Source organism: Microbispora bryophytorum, from assembly GCF_006874465.1.
GTDB lineage: Bacteria > Actinomycetota > Actinomycetes > Streptosporangiales > Streptosporangiaceae > Microbispora > Microbispora bryophytorum.
Genome location: NZ_VIRL01000013.1, coordinates 154,691 through 172,072, shown reverse-complemented (window position 1 = coordinate 172,072; position 17,382 = coordinate 154,691). Strand labels below are relative to the sequence as shown.

Annotated in this window: 18 protein-coding genes; 5 read left to right on the top strand and 13 right to left on the bottom strand. The window is 72.9% G+C overall.

Annotated features, from left to right (window positions below):
* The first annotated feature begins 2 nt into the window (after positions 1-2).
* Positions 3-842, top strand: a complete 840-nt coding sequence (locus FLX07_RS22810) for an EI24 domain-containing protein (protein ID WP_142573169.1) — start codon at positions 3-5, stop codon at positions 840-842.
* On the opposite strand, the gene FLX07_RS22805 is transcribed toward FLX07_RS22810, so the two are convergent.
* Complete coding sequence (locus FLX07_RS22805) at positions 815-2,407, bottom strand: ABC-F family ATP-binding cassette domain-containing protein (RefSeq protein ID WP_142573167.1); 1,593 nt, start codon at positions 2,405-2,407, stop codon at positions 815-817. The two genes, FLX07_RS22810 and FLX07_RS22805, sit on opposite strands and share 28 nt — an antisense overlap.
* Before the next feature lie 219 nt (positions 2,408-2,626).
* Here FLX07_RS22805 and FLX07_RS22800 point away from each other — a divergent pair, with 219 nt between their 5' ends.
* Positions 2,627-3,727 (top strand): DUF4192 domain-containing protein, encoded by a 1,101-nt coding sequence (locus FLX07_RS22800; protein ID WP_142573165.1) that lies wholly within the window; start codon positions 2,627-2,629, stop codon positions 3,725-3,727.
* Here FLX07_RS22800 and FLX07_RS22795 read toward each other — a convergent pair.
* Positions 3,706-4,056, bottom strand: coding sequence for a hypothetical protein (locus tag FLX07_RS22795; protein WP_142573163.1), 351 nt, complete (start codon positions 4,054-4,056; stop codon positions 3,706-3,708). The genes FLX07_RS22800 and FLX07_RS22795 overlap by 22 nt on opposite strands.
* A 203-nt stretch (positions 4,057-4,259) precedes the next feature.
* On the opposite strand from FLX07_RS22795, the gene FLX07_RS22790 reads away from it, so the two are divergent.
* Positions 4,260-4,802, top strand: coding sequence for a DUF1707 and DUF4870 domain-containing protein (locus FLX07_RS22790; RefSeq protein WP_142573160.1), 543 nt, complete (start codon positions 4,260-4,262; stop codon positions 4,800-4,802).
* 19 nt (positions 4,803-4,821) lie between these two features.
* Here the strand turns inward: FLX07_RS22790 and FLX07_RS22785 are convergent, their stop codons facing one another.
* The 5 genes from FLX07_RS22785 to FLX07_RS22760 form a co-directional block, all read right to left on the bottom strand.
* A complete protein-coding gene (locus FLX07_RS22785; protein ID WP_142573158.1) occupies positions 4,822-6,348 on the bottom strand; it encodes an ATP-dependent DNA ligase in 1,527 nt (508 codons plus the stop codon).
* A gap of 101 nt (positions 6,349-6,449) precedes the next feature.
* Positions 6,450-7,979, bottom strand: a complete 1,530-nt coding sequence (locus tag FLX07_RS22780) for a glycosyltransferase family 39 protein (protein WP_142573156.1) — start codon at positions 7,977-7,979, stop codon at positions 6,450-6,452.
* A gap of 191 nt (positions 7,980-8,170) precedes the next feature.
* Entirely contained in the window at positions 8,171-8,545 is a 375-nt protein-coding gene (locus FLX07_RS22770; RefSeq protein ID WP_142573154.1) for an FKBP-type peptidyl-prolyl cis-trans isomerase, read from the bottom strand.
* A 146-nt stretch (positions 8,546-8,691) separates the two neighbouring features.
* Entirely contained in the window at positions 8,692-9,567 is an 876-nt protein-coding gene (locus FLX07_RS37120) for a YflT domain-containing protein (protein WP_189105046.1), read from the bottom strand.
* 50 nt (positions 9,568-9,617) lie between these two features.
* A complete protein-coding gene (locus tag FLX07_RS22760) occupies positions 9,618-11,057 on the bottom strand; it encodes a GuaB1 family IMP dehydrogenase-related protein (protein ID WP_142573152.1) in 1,440 nt (479 codons plus the stop codon).
* Positions 11,058-11,161: 104 nt separating this feature from the next.
* Here FLX07_RS22760 and FLX07_RS22755 point away from each other — a divergent pair, with 104 nt between their 5' ends.
* On the top strand, positions 11,162-11,671 hold the full coding sequence (locus FLX07_RS22755) for a GyrI-like domain-containing protein (RefSeq protein WP_142573149.1): 510 nt from the start codon (positions 11,162-11,164) through the stop codon (positions 11,669-11,671).
* Here the strand turns inward: FLX07_RS22755 and FLX07_RS22750 are convergent.
* From FLX07_RS22750 to FLX07_RS22725, 6 genes are all read right to left on the bottom strand, one after another.
* Positions 11,653-12,237: a hypothetical protein gene (locus FLX07_RS22750; RefSeq protein ID WP_142573147.1), complete on the bottom strand. Its 585-nt coding sequence runs from the start codon at positions 12,235-12,237 to the stop codon at positions 11,653-11,655. The two genes, FLX07_RS22755 and FLX07_RS22750, sit on opposite strands and share 19 nt — an antisense overlap.
* On the bottom strand, positions 12,234-12,467 hold the full coding sequence (locus FLX07_RS22745; RefSeq protein ID WP_030505780.1) for a helix-turn-helix transcriptional regulator: 234 nt from the start codon (positions 12,465-12,467) through the stop codon (positions 12,234-12,236). The genes FLX07_RS22750 and FLX07_RS22745 overlap by 4 nt, the downstream gene beginning before the upstream one ends.
* Before the next feature lie 51 nt (positions 12,468-12,518).
* On the bottom strand, positions 12,519-13,310 hold the full coding sequence (locus tag FLX07_RS22740) for an ABC transporter permease (RefSeq protein WP_142573145.1): 792 nt from the start codon (positions 13,308-13,310) through the stop codon (positions 12,519-12,521).
* On the bottom strand, positions 13,307-14,179 hold the full coding sequence (locus FLX07_RS22735; RefSeq protein WP_142573143.1) for an ABC transporter ATP-binding protein: 873 nt from the start codon (positions 14,177-14,179) through the stop codon (positions 13,307-13,309). The genes FLX07_RS22740 and FLX07_RS22735 overlap by 4 nt, the downstream gene beginning before the upstream one ends.
* A gap of 96 nt (positions 14,180-14,275) precedes the next feature.
* Positions 14,276-14,923 carry a nitroreductase family protein gene (locus FLX07_RS22730; RefSeq protein ID WP_142573141.1) on the bottom strand — a complete coding sequence of 216 codons (648 nt, stop codon included), beginning with the start codon at positions 14,921-14,923 and terminating at the stop codon, positions 14,276-14,278.
* A gap of 178 nt (positions 14,924-15,101) precedes the next feature.
* Positions 15,102-16,220, bottom strand: coding sequence for a CaiB/BaiF CoA transferase family protein (locus FLX07_RS22725; protein ID WP_167748361.1), 1,119 nt, complete (start codon positions 16,218-16,220; stop codon positions 15,102-15,104).
* Positions 16,221-16,294: 74 nt separating this feature from the next.
* Between FLX07_RS22725 and FLX07_RS22720 the strand changes: the two genes are divergently transcribed.
* Entirely contained in the window at positions 16,295-17,284 is a 990-nt protein-coding gene (locus FLX07_RS22720) for a 2-hydroxyacid dehydrogenase (protein ID WP_142573139.1), read from the top strand.
* Positions 17,285-17,382 lie beyond the last annotated feature (98 nt).

Here is a 17,382-nt window from a genome sequence, read left to right as displayed (position 1 = left end):
CCATGAGTGGCATCGGGCGGCCCGCCGGACGGCGCGGCGTCGGCGGCTTCGCCGAGGGAGTCGGTTTCTGCTTCCGGGGTCTCGGATGGACCTGCCGGCATCCTCGCTGGTGGTTGTTCGGGCTGATCCCGGCTCTGATCGCCCTGGTTCTCTATGCCCTGGCGCTGGTCTGGCTGGGCACGCACGCGACCGACGTGGCGGCCTGGGCGACGCCGTTCGCGGACGACTGGGGCTGGCGCGACGGGTTCCGCATGCTGGTCGGTGTGATGATCTTCGTGGTGGGTCTCGCGCTCGCCGTGCTGACGTTCACCGCCGTCACGCTCGTGATCGGCGACCCGTTCTACGAGAAGCTGTCGGAGCGGGTCGAGGAGGACCTCGGCGGGCTTCCCGGCGGGGGCGACCTGCCCTTCTGGGCGTCCCTGTTCCGGTCGATCCGCGACAGCCTCGTCACGCTCTGGTGGGTCCTGCTGTTCTCCGTGCCGTTGTTCGCGCTCGGCTTCGTGCCGGTCGTCGGGCAGACCGTGGTGCCCGTGGTGGGGGCGTTGGTCTCCGGGTTCTTCCTCACGGTCGAGCTGACCGCCCTGGCGATGGAACGCCGGGGTCTGCGGCGCAAGGAGCGCTTCGCGCTGCTCCGGTCGAACCTGTCGGTCTCGCTCGGGTTCGGGGTGCCGCTCTTCCTCGCGTTCATGGTGCCGCTCGTCAGCGTCGTCGCGATGCCCGGCGCGGTCGCCGGCGCCGCCATGCTCGTCCGCACGCGGCTGGCGCCGGCGACCGTACCGGGACAGCGGGCACCGGACGGTCAGGCTCCGGGAGATCAGGCCAGGGACACGAGACCGGCGTAACCGGAGTTCCACATGTCCTCGGTCCCGTCCGGCAACAGCAGGACGCGGCCGGGGCGAAGGGCCTCCACGGCCTTCTCGTCGTGCGTGACCATCACCACCGCGCCCTGATAGGAGGAGACCGCGGCCAGCGCCTCGTCCCGTGACGCCGGGTCGAGGTTGTTGGTGGGCTCGTCGAGCAGCAGCACGTTGGCCTGCGAGCCGACGAGGGTGGCCAGTGCCAGACGGGTCTTCTCGCCGCCGGACAGCACGCCCGCGGGCTTGCCCGCGTCGTCCCCCGCGAACAGGAACGAGCCGAGGATCCGGCGCACCTCGCCGTCGCCCAGGTGCGGCGCGGCGGCGGCGAGGTTCTGGGCGACCGTGCGCGCCGGGTCGAGCGTGTCGTGCTCCTGCGCGAAGTAGCCCAGCCGCAGACCGGGACCGTGCACCACGCGGCCCGAGTCGGGGCGTTCCCGCCCGGCCAGGATCCGCAGCAGCGTCGTCTTGCCCGCGCCGTTGAGACCGAGCACGACCAGCCGGCTGCCCCGGTCCACGGCGAGGTCCACGCCGGTCAGCACCCGCAGGTCGCCGTACGCCTTGGTCAGGCTGATCGCGCCGAGCGGGGTGCGGCCGCAGGGGGCGGGCTCGGGCAGCCGGATGCGGGCGACCTTCTCGGCGCGGCGGGCCGGCTCCACCGCGGCCAGCATGCGGTCGGCGCGGCGCGCCATCTCCTTGGCACGTACGGCCGTCGACTTGCCGGCGCCCATCCTGCCGGCCTGGGCGTGCAGCGCGGCGGCCTTGCGTTCGGCGACCGCCCGGTGCCGGGCGCGCCCGCGCTCGGCGGCGTCGCGGTCGGCCAGATAGGTGCGCCAGCCGGTGTTGTGCACCTCAAGCGCGGCCCGGTCGGCGTCGAGGTGCCAGATCCTGTTCACGGTGTCGTCCAGCAGCGCGGTGGCGTGGCTGATCAGGACCAGTCCGCCGGCGCGGCTCGCGAGGAACGACCGCAGCCAGGCCACGGAGTCGGCGTCCAGGTGGTTGGTGGGCTCGTCGAGCAGCAGCGTGCCCTGCCCGGCGAACAGGATCCGGGCGAGTTCGACGCGGCGGCGCTGCCCGCCCGACAGAGTGCCGACCGGCCGGGTCGTGACCCGGTCGGGCAGGCCGAGCCCGGCGGCGATGCGGGCGGCCTCGGCCTGCGCGGCGTACCCGCCGCGGGCCTCGAACTCCGCCTCGGCCCGGACGTACCGCCGCATCGCCCGCTCCTGCTCGGCGGGGTCGGACATGGCCGCCTCCGCGGCGCGCAGTGCGCGCTCGGCCTCGTCGAGGCCGCGGGCCGACAGGATGCGGGCGGTGACGGACAGGGACGGATCGGCCGCCGCGGGATCCTGCGGCAGATAGCCGACCTGGCCGGTCCGGGTGATGGTGCCCGCGGCCGGCTGTAGTTCGCCGGCCAGGGTCTTCAGCAGGGTGGTCTTGCCCGCGCCGTTGCGGCCGACCAGGCCGACGCGGTCGCCGGGGGCGACGTGGGCGGTGACGTCCGACAGCAGGAGGCGGGCGCCGACGCGCACGTCGACACCACAAAAAGTGATCATTTGTTGATGCTCCGGAGAAGCTCAAGGACACACGGGTGGCGGGGAAGCGGGTGTCCGAGCTAGGAGATCCGGGGCAGTGCCATGGCGCCGAGTGTAGGCGGAGGGCCCGGCCCGGTGCCAACGGGTTTCCGGCCGCCGGGTTGTCCACAGGAGGACGGCTGTCCCCAGAACGCGCTTCGGCCGTCGTGCGGCTCGGCCGCCCCGGCGAGGCTTGCGGCCATGACGATCCCGAAGCTCGTGCTCTCCTCACCGGCGGACATCCTCGCCGCCGTGCCCTACCTCGTCGGGTTCCACCCCGCCGACAGCCTCGTCGTGGCGGGCGTCGCCGGCCCGCAGGTGCGGCTGGCGACGCGCTGGGACCTCCCGGTCGCCTCCGAGGACCTCGACCTGCTGGTCGCGCTGCTGCGCCGCGAGGCGGTGACCGAAGTCTTCGTCGTCGGGTACGGCCCCGGCGCCCTGGTGACCCCCGCCGCCGACACGATGACCCGGCTGCTGCGCGCCGGAGGCATCCGGGTGGCGGAGAGCCTTCGGGCCGAAGGGGGGCGCTACTGGTCCTACTCCTGCGACAGCGCGACCTGCTGTCCCGCGGAGGGCACGCCCTACGACACCGAGCGCAGCCATGTCGCCGCCGAGGCCGTGATGCACGGGCTGGTGGCCCTGCCCGACCGGGGCAGTCTGCGCCGCTCCGTCGAGCGGTGCGGCGGGGCGGCGATGCGGCAGGCGACCTCCCGCGTCATGGCCGATCTGCGGGCGATGCCCGAGCCCGGGGGACCGGGCGCGGACGAACTGGCCGCGCGCTTCGTGGCCGAGGGGCTGGCGCGGGTGCGCAGGGCCGTCGGCCTGTACGACTCGGGAGGCCGGCTGGACGACGAGGGCGCCGCCCGGCTCGGGCTCGACCTCGCCGTGGTGAGGGTGCGCGACGAGGCATGGGCGCTGATCGACGACCGTGACGCGCACGTCGCGCTGTGGCGCGACCTCACCCGCCGGCTGGAGCCGGGCCATGTCGCGCCCGCGGCCTCACTGCTGGCGGCCGCCGCCTGGCATCGGGGGGAGTGCGCGCTGGCCGGAATGGCGCTGGAACGGGCGCTCGCCGCCGACCCCGGCTATTCGATGGCGATCCTTCTGCGGCAGGCACTGGCGCACATGATGTCCCCCGCCATGCTCCGCGACCGCATGCCGACACCTGCGGAACTCGACGACGAGATGGGGCCCGCCCGGGCGATCTGGCTCGCGCCGCTGCGCGCACTGCTGACCCGGGACGTGCCCGGTCCGGCCTCCGCATCGGCCCCCGGCGGCCGTCAGATCAGGTCGCCGTCCTGAGCCTGACGCCGGCGTTCGTTGTAGGCCCGCATCCGGCCGGGATAACCGGTGAGCTGCACGTCGTACACCGGGAGGGCGAGATCTCTGGCGACCTTGGCGATCACGGCGGGAGCTCCGACACGGCGACGGGTCCACTCCCCGTCGTGAGCCACGGCCACCGCGGTGGTGTCGGTCGCGAAGGTCTCCGGCTCGACGTAGAACTCGACTCCACGGCGGGTCTTGGCGAACTCGATGAGGGCCTCGATGTCGGTGTCGGTCGCCTCGCGGTCGAATCTGGCCACGCGGGCACCCCGGCGCCGCCGGAGCCCGTAGCGATCTCGCCATCTCATAGTGCTTGTATACATCGCCGCGGATCACGATGGCGTTAAGGAAGCGGTCTCGGGGCGATGTCGGGGATGTCCCTGATGCGGGCGGGCGCGTACACGGCACAAGATGGAGAGGCAGACTCGAAGAGAGCCGAGCAAGTCGATCGACGGAAGGCGATGCTGTGATGCCCGCGGCAGCGACACCATCGTGGCCGGGCCATGCCCCGATGCCACACCCTCAGTTGCGCGTTACCAACCAGGACCGCGAGCAGGTGGTCGAGCACGTCAAGGCGGCCTACGCCGAGGGCCGGCTCGACAAGCACGAGATGGACGAGCGCCTGCACCTGGCGATGACCGCGCGCACGCACGCCGATCTCGTGCCCATCATGAACGACCTGTACGGCACCCGCCCGGCGTACGTTCCCCGGCCGCCCGCGTACCGGCCCGCCGCCGTCCCGGCCGGGGGAGACCGGGTCGGGGCGGCGTCCTCGCACCTGTTCGCGTTGCTGGGGTTGTTCGTCATCGGCCCGCTGCTGATGATGGTGACGGCGGGCCGGACGTCCCCCTACATCCGGAAGCATGCGGTGGAGGCGCTGAACTTCCACCTCACCGTGCTGGGAGCGACGGTGCTGCTGCCGTTCACCGTCGTCGGCTTCGTCCTGCTGCCGGTCATCTGGGTCGTCGGACTGGTCCTGTGCGTCGTCGGCGGGGTGTCGGCGCTCGCCTGCACCGAATTCCGCTACCCGTTGACCATCCGCCTGGTCAAGTAACCCGTAAGCGGCTCCCGGGTCAGGGCATGAGCGCGCGGACCGCGGCCACGGTGTCGGCCTCCTCCGGCCGCTTGTCGGGCCGGTAGCGCAGGACCCGGGCGAACCGCAGCGCCATGCCGCCGGGATAACGGGTCGACCGCTGCACGCCGTCGAAGGCGATCTCCACGACCATCGCGGGCTTGAGCGTGACGACGTAGTCGTCCGCCGGCCCCTCCGCCAGCCGCAGGAACTGCTCGGTCTGCCAGGTCAGCAGTTCGTCGGTGAGGCCCTTGAACGTCTTGCCGAGCATCACGAAACCGCCGGTCTCCGGGTCGTAGGCGCCGAGGTGCAGGTTGGACAGCCAGCCCCGGCGCCGTCCGCTGCCCCACTCGGCCGCCAGCACGACCAGGTCGAGCGTGTGCCGCGGCTTCACCTTGATCCAGCCCGCCCCCCGCCGCCCGGCGGCGTACGGCGTGCGCAGCGACTTCACCACCACGCCCTCATGGCCCCGGCGTACGGCGTCGCCGAAGAACGCCTCGGCCTCCTCGGCGTCCGCCGTGACCAGCCGAGGGGTGATCAGCTCGGCCGGGACCGCGGCCTCCAGAGCGGCGTGCCGCTCCTCGTCCGGCAGGTCGAGCAGGTCGGCGCCGCCCACGCGCAGGGCGTCGAAGAAGAACACGGTCAGCGGCACGGTCGCGCGCAGCGACGCGACGTCGGTCCTGCTGGCCACCCGGCCCGAGGTGACCTGGAACGGCTCGGGGCGGCCGTCCGGGCGCAGCGCGATGACCTCGCCGTCGAGCACGAGATCGGTCCCGGGCAGGCCGAGCACGGCCTCGACCAGCTCGGGGACCTGCGCGGTGATGTCGTCGAGCGTGCGGGTGAAGACGGCGACACCGTCCCCCGACCGGTGCGCCTGGACCCGCACGCCGTCGAGCTTCCACTCCACGGCGGCGGGGGCGCCGGCCTTCTCCAGGGCGGCGGTCACGCTGGGCGCGCTCTGCGCGAGCATCGGCGCCACCGCCCGCCCGACCTCCAAGCGGAACGCCTTCAGCTCCGCGACGCCGCCGCGCAGCGCGGCCGCGCCGACGGCGGGCAGCGAACCGCGCAGGGTCAGGGCGCGGCGCACCTCGGCCGCGGGCACGTTCGCGGCCATGGCGACCGCCTCGATCATCACCCCGTTGAGCGCCCCCTGGCGCAGCTCGCCCGTCAGCAGGCGGTGCAGGAACGACTGCTCCTGGCGGGTGAGGGCGCCGAACAGCTCGCCGAGCACCTCACGGCGCGCGGTCTGCGATCCGGCGCCGGACTGCGACTTAATGCGTTCGAGCAGCGCGTCGACCTGCGTCAGGGTCGCCGTGGCGATCTGACGTGGCTCGGGGAGGTCGGACAGGCCCCGCCAGCCCACCCCGATCTGGCGCTGCGGCAGCTCGCCCGACAGGTAGGCGATGGCGATCCCGGCCTCGTCCGGTCCCACCCTGCCGAGCAGCTCGGCGAGGTGCCTGATCTTGGCGAGCCGCGCCGAGTCCGCGGCGACGGCCGCGGAGGTCCTGGCAAGGTCGATCAGCAACACACCGTAATCCTGCCTTACCACAGGGGTAGGTGCCCAGGCCGGGGGTGAGACGCGGCCAGGGAGTGCCGGACAGATGCTGCCCGCCGCGAGCGTGACACGACTCAGCTGTAGTGGCGCATGCGCGGCCACAGCTCGCGCCAGGGCTGGACGGGGTCGTGGCAGACCGTGATCGGCACGCCCTGCTCCTCGCCCGGCATCCCGCTCAGCGTGCCCGCCGGGGCGCAGCGGGCGAAGACGGTGGCGAGTCCGGCGGGCGGATAGCCGACGGACACGACCACCCGCGTCCCCTCCGGCGGCGGTCCCCACCACCACAGCTCGTTGTGGCCGCTGTAGACCGCGGGCAGCCCGAACTCGCCCGCCCAGCGGTGCAGCGCGCCGGCCTCGCCGTAGTTCGCCGCGAGTAGCACCGCACCGGCGCGCTCGGCGGCGGGCAGGCCGTTCACGACCCGGGCCGTCTGCGCCGCCACATCGCGCATGCCCACCGACTCACTGGCCACCTCGTTCATGGCGGCGACCGGCGTTCCCCCGAGCGACGCCGCCGGGATGACCGGCAGCGCCACGACCACCGCCACCACGGCGTTGACCGCCAGCGCCGCGATCAACGCTCGTCTCCACCGCCATCCGGCCGCGCTGACGCAGCCGGCCGCGAACAGGTAGAGCAGGAACCCGCCGGCGTAGTCGGGGCGGCCTCCGGTGTAGAGGATCAGCGCACAGGCCACTGGGTAGGCGATGGCGAGGGAGCGGACGCGCCGGTTCCGCCACAGCCGCAGCCAGCCGGCCACGCAGATCACCGCCTGCACGGGCCCGAGCAGCACGATCTGAAGGGGGAGGAAGGACACGCGGTTGTCCGCACCCTCGTCGATCCTCAGCGCGTCGGCCATCTGGAACTGTGGCCAGTCGTGCGTCACCTGATAGAGCAGGTTGGGTGAGGCGATCACCAGCGCCAGGAGGGCGCCGGCCCACAGCCGCCGGTCACGCAGCACCTCGCGCGGGCCGGCCACGAGGACGCCCAGCCCGACGCAGCCCAGCAGCACCACGATCAGATCGCGGTTGTACGCCGCGATCCCGCACAGCGCTCCCGTCCAGAGCCAGTAACGCCCGTCGCCCCTGAGCAGCACCCGGAGCAGGCACAGCGTGATGGCGCTCCACAACACGAGGTCGGGAGTGAGGGTCAGCAGCGAATGACCGGCCAGCAGGGGCAGCACCGAGGTGGCCGTCCCGGCCGCGGCGAGGATCTGGGCCGCCCGGCCGCCGCTCAGTTCGCGGGCGGCCAGCGCGACGAGCACGACCAGAGCCCCGGCGCACAGGGCGGGCACGATCCGCAACGCGACGACCGTGTCACCGAAGATCGCCGTGGACACCCGGGCGATCATCGGCGTCAGCGGCGGCGTGTCGAAGTATCCGAGCCGCGGCCGCTCGCCCAGCATGCGGAAATACAGCTCGTCGCGGTGGTAGCCGTACCACGGGCTCACCGCGAGCAGCACGGCCACGGTCGCGCCGGCGATCGCGACCACGGCCCGGGGCTGCCTGGTGAGCGGAGCGCCCGTACGGACGTCTCCGCCGGGGGACGCCCCTCCGGCGCCGTGGTGCGCCGCCGGCGCGCCGCCGGTGACCTCGTTGTCCGCGGTCACGCCGGCCTCCCGGAAGCCGGCGTTCGCAGTCGGTCGTCCTGCGGGCGGCCGTGAAGGGAAGGACCCCGATCGAGGGGGTTTATGCGGCGGTGGTTCGGGGGGGCGTCGTCCACGCGACCATCATCCTCGAACCGCTCCGGCCTTCCTACCCCAGAAATCGAAACGCCGCCGTGGCGGCACCGGTGTCCCGGTCAGCCGACGCCGAGCAGGTCGACGACGAAGATGAGCGTCTCGCCGGGCTTGATGAGGGCGCCCGCACCGCGGTTGCCGTACCCGAGGTGCGCGGGGATCGTCAGACGACGCCGTCCGCCGACCTTCATGCCGGCCACGCCCCGGTCCCATCCGGCGATGACCTGGCCGCCGCCGAGCGGGAACTGGAACGGCTGGCCGCGGTTCCAGGAGGCGTCGAACTCCTCACCCGTGGAGAACGCGACCCCGACATAGTGGACGGTCACGTTCTGCCCGGGCCTGGCCTCCGGCCCGTCACCCTCGACGAGGTCGACGATCTCCAGGTCCGCGGGCGGCGCGCCCTCGGGATAGTCGATCTCCGGCTTCTCCAGTGCCACGTGGGTCTCCTGTTCTTTGTGTGCCCCAAGCGCTTCCCGCGCCCGGAGTTGCGGCAGGCTGACGACTCTACCGGGGACGGCCGACACGAGAACGCCTTCCCCGCGCGGGGCGGGGAAGGCGTCGCGACTCCAGAGCCGACAGGGGGTTACGGGCGACGGCCTCTCGACAGGCCCGCCCTGTCGTCGGCACGGGCCTCCTCCGCCCGTGCCTCCTCCACCCGGGCCTCGTCGGCACGGGTCCTCTCGGCAGGGGCCTCTTCCACCCGGGCCTCGTCGGCATGGGTCCTCTCGGCACGCGCCTGCTCCGCCGGGGTCTCCGCCCACGGTTCCGCCGGGGTCTCCGCCCACGTTTCCGCACGGGTCTCCGCAGGGGTTTCCGCACGCGCTTCGGCCCGGTCCTCGGTCAGCGGGTAGCCGGCGGCCTGCGGAGCGGTGTCAACCGCCGCGGCGGACGGCGTCGTGACCGGCCCGGCCGACGGCGGACGCTGAACCACGACGGTGTCGGCCGGCTGCACGCCGCCCTGCAGCAGCGCCTGGGCCTGGTCGAGCATGGGAGGGGCCACCAGCACGTCGTAGCGCCCGGCGACGATCGAGCTCCTGGAGGAGAAGTCGCGCGTCCCGCCGGTGAAGGCGTGGCTGGTGAAGCCGAAGGCCGCGCCGGCGATGGCGCCCCAGAGGATCGACCACAGCACCAGCCCGAAGAACGACGTCGTGGCCGAGGTGAACAGCCCGAGGAACAGGCCGACGATGAGCCCGAACACCGCGCCGGTGATCAGGCCGGACAGCGCGGCCCTGCCGTTGGTGAGCCGCCCGGTGACGGTCTCCTCCAGACGCAGGTCGCTGCCGACGATCGCGGTGTTCTCCACCGGGAACCCTGCGTCCGAGAGGATGTCGACGGCGCGCTGCGCCGCCGTGTAGTTGTCGTAGCTGACCAGCAGCCGTCTGTCGGCCGCCGGACTGACCGGCCCTCCGGCCGGGGAGTACTGCATGATCGCCTCCGCGGGGTAGTGCGGTCGGTACACGAACGCACTACCCCCGGAGAGCCCGATATTCCTCTGCGGAATCGCGGGAGTCACCAGCTCTGGTGCAGTGGCATGCCCTCGCTGTATCCGGAGGCGCTCTGCACGCCGACCACCGCCCGCTCGTGGAACTCCTCCAGCGTGGTAGCGCCCGCGTACGTGCAGGAGGAACGCAGGCCGGCCACGATGGCGTCGATCTGGTCCTCCACGCCGGGCCGCGCCGGGTCGAGGTACATCCGCGAGGTCGAGATGCCCTCCTCGAACAGCGCCTTGCGGGCCCGCTCGAACGGCGAGTCCTCGGCCGTGCGCAGCCGTACGGCACGGGCCGAGGCCATGCCGAAGTTCTCCTTGTACTTGCGCCCGTCGGGGGCGGTGCGGGTGTCGCCGGGCGACTCGTACGTGCCGGCGAACCACGAGCCGATCATGACGTTGGAGGCTCCCGCGGCGAGCGCCAGCGCGACGTCGCGGGGGTGGCGCACGCCGCCGTCGGCCCACACGTGCCGGCCCAGGCGGCGGGCCTCGGCCGCGCACTCCAGCACGGCGGAGAACTGCGGCCGTCCCACGCCGGTCATCATCCGGGTCGTGCACATCGCGCCCGGGCCCACACCGACCTTCACGATGTCGGCGCCGGCCTCGACGAGGTCGCGCACACCCTCCGCGGTGACGACGTTGCCCGCCGCGACCGGCACGGAGGGCTCCAGCGCCCGCACGGCCCGCAGCGCCGAGATCATCTTCTCCTGGTGGCCGTGTGCCGTGTCGACCACGAGCACGTCGACGCCGGCGTCGAGCAGTTCCTTGGACTTGGCGGCCACGTCGCCGTTCACCCCGACCGCCGCGGCGACGCGCAGGCGGCCGCTCGCGTCCACGGTGGGCTGGTAGAGGGTGGAGCGCAGTGCCCCGGTGCGGGTGAGGACGCCGACCAGGCGACCGTCCTCGTCCACCACGGGCGCCAGCCGGTGCCGGCCCTCGTACAGCGCCTCGAACGCGGTCTGCGGATCGACACCGCGCGGCAGCGTCTGCGGCGACTCGGTCATGATCTGGGAGAGCTGGGTGAACATGTCGACGCCGTGGCAGTCGGCCTCGGTCACCACGCCGACCGGGCGGTTGTCCCAGTCGACGACGATGACCGCGCCGTGCGCCCGCTTCGGCAGCAGGGTGAGCGCCTCGCCCACGGTGTCGTGGGAGGTGAGCGTGATGGCCGTGTCGTGGACGAGGTCGCGGCTCTTCACCCATTCGATGACGTCGGCCACCACGTCGATCGGAATGTCCTGGGGGATGACGGTGATGCCGCCGCGCCGGGCGACGGTCTCGGCCATGCGGCGGCCCGCGACGGCCGTCATGTTGGCGACGACGAGGGGGATCGTGGTGCCGGTTCCGTCGCCGGCGGACAGGTCCACGGCGAGGCGCGACCCGACCGAGGAACGAGACGGCACCATGAAGACATCGCTGTACGTGAGATCGTAGGGCGGCGTCACATCATTGAGGAATCGCACGTTGGTCCAGCCTACGTTGTGAGCGGGTCATATCCGGCATTCCCGGCCAACGCCGGAGCAGACCCGGACACGGGATACATTGACCTCGCCTGAAAGGAGAGCATGTGATCATCGTTGACCGTCCGGAGACGCTCGTCGTCGGCTATGCCGTGCGGACGACCAACGCGGCGGAGGCGGATCCGGCCCGCGCCCGGTTGCCGGTCCTGTGGGGCCGCGCCGGAGCGCCCGGGGCCTTCGCGCACGTGCCCGGCCGGGTCGACGAGAACCTGTACGCCGTGCTGACCGACTACGAGAGCGACCACAACGGCGCCTACACGCAGATCGTCGGCGTGGCCGTCCGCACGGCGGCGCGACTGCCCGAGGGCATGGTCGCCGTACGGGTGCCCGGCGTGCCGGCGCTGCTGTTCGAGGCGCGGGGGCCGATGCCCGGGGTGCTTGCCGACACCTGGCAGCAGGTGTGGAAGCACACCGAGTCGGGCGCCGCCCCGGCCCGTGCCTTCACCACCGACATGGAGGTCCACCACCCCGGAGGCGTCGACCTCTTCGTCGCCATGCTGCCGTCGTTCGGCGAGCCCTCCGGACCTCCGGCGCAGGTTCAGGCGACGCCGGCCTGATCGCCGGCCTGGTGGTGGTCGTCGTGGTCGTCCCGGTCGTCGTCATCGGGAGGCGGGTCGGGCAGCCGCCACCCGGCGACCAGCAACGGCAGCACGAGATGCGTCAGCCACACCGCGATGAGGCCGAGGGCGATGGCGGCCCCCGGCACCCGGGCCGCGGGGCCGTCTCCCCACATCGAGGCGAGGACCAAGGCCACGACGAGCGTGAGGATCAGCCGCATCAGCGTGTTGGCCACCGTGTAGGCGCGCAGCCGTTCCGCGACCTGCCGCTCGTCCAGGCGGCGTTCCGGCAGCGACGCCAGTCCGCGCGTGGCGGCGTTCAGCGTCGTCACGGAGGGCAGATAGCACACGAGCGCGACGGTCAGCAGCACGAAGTTGACCGTCACGGCCGTGTCGCTCGGCGCGATGTACCAGGACACGACCGCGTCGGCCCACATCACCAGCAGGCCGGTCGCGCCCGTGGCGACCAGCAGGCGGCGCCGGGCGCGGGTGCGGTACAGCGGCACGAACATCGCGTGCTCCATGCTGCGGGCGGTGTGCGCGTGCCATCTTTCGCGCCAGCTCACAGTGTGCTCCCCAGCTTGGGGAAAGGCTTGAGGGAGAAGACGACCTCCACCGGCACCTCGAAGAACTCGGCGATCCGCAGGGCCAGGTGGAGGCTGGGGCTGTACTCGCCGCGCTCCAGGTAGCCCACCGTCTGGTAGTGCACCCCGAGCGCGGCGGCCAGATCCCGGCGCGAGACGCCGCGGTCGGCCCTCAGCACCGCGATGCGGTTGAACACCGGCTCCTCGGCCACGTCTCACCTCCGTCGGCTCTTCGCCGGCCGTCACCAGCCCCGCGGGTCCGCTCACCTTCCGCGGACCCGGCGCAGCAACCAGGGGGCTAGCACCATACCGCCGACCGCCCACGCGCCCAGAACGGCCGCCGCCCGGCCGAGCGGCCAGCTGTGCCCGAGCTCGGCGGCGAGGACGGAGTCGGGCAGGAAGACCGCGCGCAGCCCGAGGCCCTGCCAGTAGAGCGGGAAGACCTGGGCGATGCCGCGCACCACCCCGGGCATCGACTCCAGCGGGAACATCACCCCGGAGATGAGCATCAGGAGCATCGCCGGCAGGGCCAGCATCGCCGCGGCCGCCTTGGGGCCGGACACCAGGCTGCCGATCATCGCGCCGATGGGCACGACGGCCAGTGCGCCCAGCACCAGGACCCAGACGAGCGTGAACCACCGCGCGGGCGTCGCCGGCGCGCCCACTCCGGCGAGCGGTACGGCGACCAGCAGGACGAGCGCGGCGTTGAGCACGATCGTCAGCAGCGTCGTGACGGCCCGCCCGGTCAGGTAGACGCGGATGCCCCCGGGCAGCGTGCGGGCTCGCATGAGCGTGCCCTCCTCGCGGTCCGCGGCGATCAACATGGGCAGCGCCGTGAGCCCGGTCGCGAACACCGCGAACGCCAGGAACCCCGGCGTCATGAACGCCGCCATGGACACGGACGTGCCGGGCACGTTGGCGCTCCCGATGAACAGGACGAGTATCACGTAGGTGCCGACGGTCCCGGCGAGGGCGTTCAGCAGCTCCTTGCGGTCGCTCCAGAGGTTGAGCTGCTCGGTCCAGCCCCGCCGCAGTCCCAGGGTCGTCGTGTTCATCGGGTCCCTCCCACGGTCGCCGTCTCGCGCGCCGCACGCGTCTCCTCGATCAGATCCAGGTAGCTCTCCTCCAGAGTCGGCCGCCTGATCTCCAGCCCGGGGACCGGGCCGCCGTACCGCTGGTGCAGGTCCCAGGCCACGCCGGAGGGGTCGGCGGTCTCCACTTCGCCGTCCTCCCAGCGCACCAGCGACGGGACCTGCACGGCCCGCGCCAGCTCGGCCGGGCTGCCGCAGGTGACCATCCGCCCGGCCACGAGCACGGCGATCCGCTCGGACAGCCGCTCCGCCTCGGCCAGGTCGTGCGTGGTGAGCAGCACGGTCAGGCCCTCCTCGCCGGCCAGCCGCTCGATCAGCAGGTGGAACTCGCGCCGGGCCTCGGGGTCGAATCCGGTCGTAGGCTCGTCGAGGAAGAGCACTTCGGGGCGGCCGACGATGCCGAGCGCGACGTCCAGCCGGCGGCGCTGGCCCCCGGACAGCACCCCCGCCCGGTTGCGCGCCGCCTCGGTCAGGCCGAGCGCGGCGAGCAGTTCGTCCACGTCGTGGGGATCGTCGTAGTGCGCCGCGACGTGCGCCACCAGGTCGCGCACCCGCCACCGGGGGTGGTCGCGCCACGACTGCATGACCACGCCGAGTCGTGCCCGCCAGGCGTCCCCGGCGCGCGCCGGGTTCTCGCCGAGCACCTCGACCTCGCCGGACCAGCCGGTGCGGAACCCTTCGAGGATCTCCACCAGCGTGGTCTTGCCGGCGCCGTTGGGCCCCAGCAGTGTGAACACCTCGCCTCTGCGCAGGTCGAGGTCGACGCCGTTCAGAACCTGAACGGGCCCGTACGCCATGCGGAGTCCGCGTACGCGGACGGCGGCGTCATGCATGCGCCCTCCAATGAAGTAGCCGTGCTCTCGAATGTAGTAGATGTACTACATTTCATTCAAGACCTGCTTCATCGAAGGGCGGTCAGCATGATCGACTCAGGGCGTCCAGAGGGGGTCGGGAATCTCGAAACCGACCGGTTCCCCCCACTGGTTGCGGTAGGCGACCTCATGGGCGGGCCGGCGCGGGGCGACTCCCCAGCGGCCGGTCGGGTAGCCGAAGGTGACCATGCACGCCACCTGCCAGCCCTTGTCCTCGGGCACGCCGAGGATCCGCATCGTCTCCGCGCCGTGGAACAGCCCCAGCACGGACGTCAGCGCGCTGCCCACGCCGAAGGCGCGGGCGGCCAGCTGGGCGCTCCACACCGAGGGGTAGATGGAACCGCCGCTCGCGTCGTTGCGGGTGAACGCGAACATCAGCAGGGGGTAGGCCTCGAAGTGGTCGGCGAGGTGTTGGGCCGACCGCAGCACGCTGAGCGTGCGGGTGTCCCCGGTCGCCTCGGCCCGCTCGCGCATGGGCTTGTAGTGCCCCTCGAAAAGCCTGCCGAGCGCCTCCCGGTACAGCGGCCCCAGCTGGGACTTCACCTCGGGGTCGTCCACCAGCAGGAACCGCCAGCCCTGGGTGTTGCCGGCGCTGGGGGCGCGGACGGCGGCGTCCAGGATGCGTTCCTGGACCTCCATCGGGATCGGGTCGGGCTTGACCCGCCGCATGGCGCGGGTCGTGTAGAGGGCCTCGAAAAGGTCCATGAGCGGGGACTCCTCGATTGTCGGGGGAAAGGGGGAACGGGGTCGGTGCAGCGCGATCGGACAGGCACGATCAGCTCGGCACGATCAGCCCCGCGAGGAAACCGGCACGATCAGCCCGCCGCGATCAAACGGCCCGCTCGGCCGGAGCCGTCAGGCCAGGACGGTCAAACCAGGAGGGTCAGGCCAGGACGCCGGCGGCGCGCAGGGCCTTCGCCTCGTCGCCGGGCAGGCCCCAGGAGCTCAGGTCGTGCAGCCGGGTGGCGGGGGACAGGTCGCCGCGCGGCACGCCGGCCAGCCGGGGCGCGGGCGCGACCTGCGGCAGCCCGCCGACCTCCACGAAGGTGCCACGGGCCTGGTTGTGCGGATGCCGGACGGCTTCGCGCGGGTCGAGCACGGGGGAGACGCAGGCGTCGGAGCCCTCGAAGACCGCCTCCCACTCGGCCCGCGTGCGCGACCGGAACGCCTCGGTCAGCCGCTCCCTGATGGCCGGCCAGTTCGCCCGGTCGTCGCGGCCGGGCATGTCGTCGATGCCCATCCGGGCGAGCATCTCCGCCCAGAACTGCGGCTCCAGCGCGCCCACGGCGAGGAACCCGCCGTCGGCCGTCTCATACGTGTCGTACATGGGGGCGCCCGTGTCGAGGAGGTTGGTGCCGCGCGGGCCCCAGTGGCCGCCGTGCACCGCGCCGTAGAACATCGACAGCAGCAGCGCCGCGCCGTCCACCATCGCGGCGTCCACCACCCGGCCGCGTCCGGTGCGCTCGCGCTCCAGCAGGGCCAGCAGCACGCCGTACGCCAGCATGAGCCCGCCGCCGGCGAAGTCGCCGAGGATGTTGATCGGCGGGGTGGGCTTGCCGCCCTCGCGGCCCAGCATCGACAGCACCCCGGCGATCGCGATGTAGTCGATGTCGTGCCCGGCTGTGGAGGCGAGCGGGCCGTCCTGGCCCCAGCCGGTCATGCGGCCGTAGACCAGCCGTTCGTTCACCGTGTGGAGGTCGGCGGGCCCGATGCCGAGCCGTTCCGCGACCCCGGGCCGGAACACCTCGATCACCACGTCGGCCCGCCCGGCGAGCAGCTTGAAGGCGGCGACGCCCTCGGGCGACTTCAGGTCGAGGCCGATGGTGCGCTTGCCGCGGTCCATCACGTCGCGGCGCGGGGTGTCGCTCACGGCCTTCACCCGGTCGATCCGCAGGACCTCGGCACCGTGATCGGCGAGCATCATCCCGGCGAACGGCCCGGGCGCGAGTCCGGCCAGCTCCAGCACCCGGATCCCCGCCAGCGGTCCTCGCGACTCCTCCACCGAACCCTCCTCGCAGTGGCGTCATCTCACGCGACTAGTAGAACATGTTTCTGTAGGCGTGCGAGACTGCGCCCGTGACGTGGAATGTTCTCGCGCTGCCACCGCTCCCGGAGGACGCGGTGCGCGGCCTGTTAGCCGACCTCGACGGCCGCGCCGAGGTGCGCGTCCCCGCCCGGCGCGACCGCGCGGGGCTGCTGGACGCGCTGCCCGAGGCCGAGATCGTCGTCGGCGACTGGAGCGGGGCCCTGGCCCTCGACGCGGAGGCCGTACGGCTGGCGCCGCGCCTGGCGTTCGTGCAGCAGCCGGCGGTCGGCGTGGACGGGCACGACGCGGAGGCGCTGGCCCGCGCCGGGGTGCCCCTCGCCAACACCGCGGGGGTGAACGCCGCCGCGGTGGCCGAATGGTGCCTGGCCGCCGCGCTGGCCATGCTGCGCCACCTCGCGGACGGCGACAGGGACATGCGGGCGGGGGAGTGGCCGCAGTTCGCCTACCAGCGCCGCGAGCTCGCCGGATGCCGTGTGGGAGTGATCGGCTTCGGGCCGATCGGTGCGGCCTGCGCCCGCCTGTTCGGCGCGCTCGGCTGCCGCGTCTCCTACTGGTCGCGCACGCCCAGGCTCGAGTCGTACGGCGCGGCCTACCAGGACATCGACGCGCTGGTGACGGGAAGCGACGTGCTCGTCCTGGCCGTGCCGCTCGCGCCGGAGACCCGCGGGCTGATCGGCGCGGAGAGGTTCGCCCGCATGCCCACGGGGTCGGTGCTGGTCAACGCGGCCCGGGGCGGGGTGGTCGACCAGGTGGCGCTGCTGGCCGCGCTGGAGTCCGGCCGTCTCGCCGGCGCGGCGCTGGACGTGTACGACAGCGAGCCCCCGGCGCCGGACGACCCGCTGCGCTCCTGCCCGGGGGTCCTGCTGTCGCCGCACGCGGCCGGGGTCACGCCCGAGGCGACGGCCCGGCTGATCCGATGCGTGCTGGACAACCTCGCCGCGGCGATGGAGGGCCGCCCCGTGGTCAACGTGGTCAACGGCGCCGACCCGCTCGTCCGCCGACGTCCGCCCAGGTCCTGACGGTTTCCACAGTTACACCAGGGGCGGCGGAGGCGATGAAAACTCGCAGGGTACGATCTACGCCGGTGGGCCGCCGTGAGAACACTGGATAGTTTTCG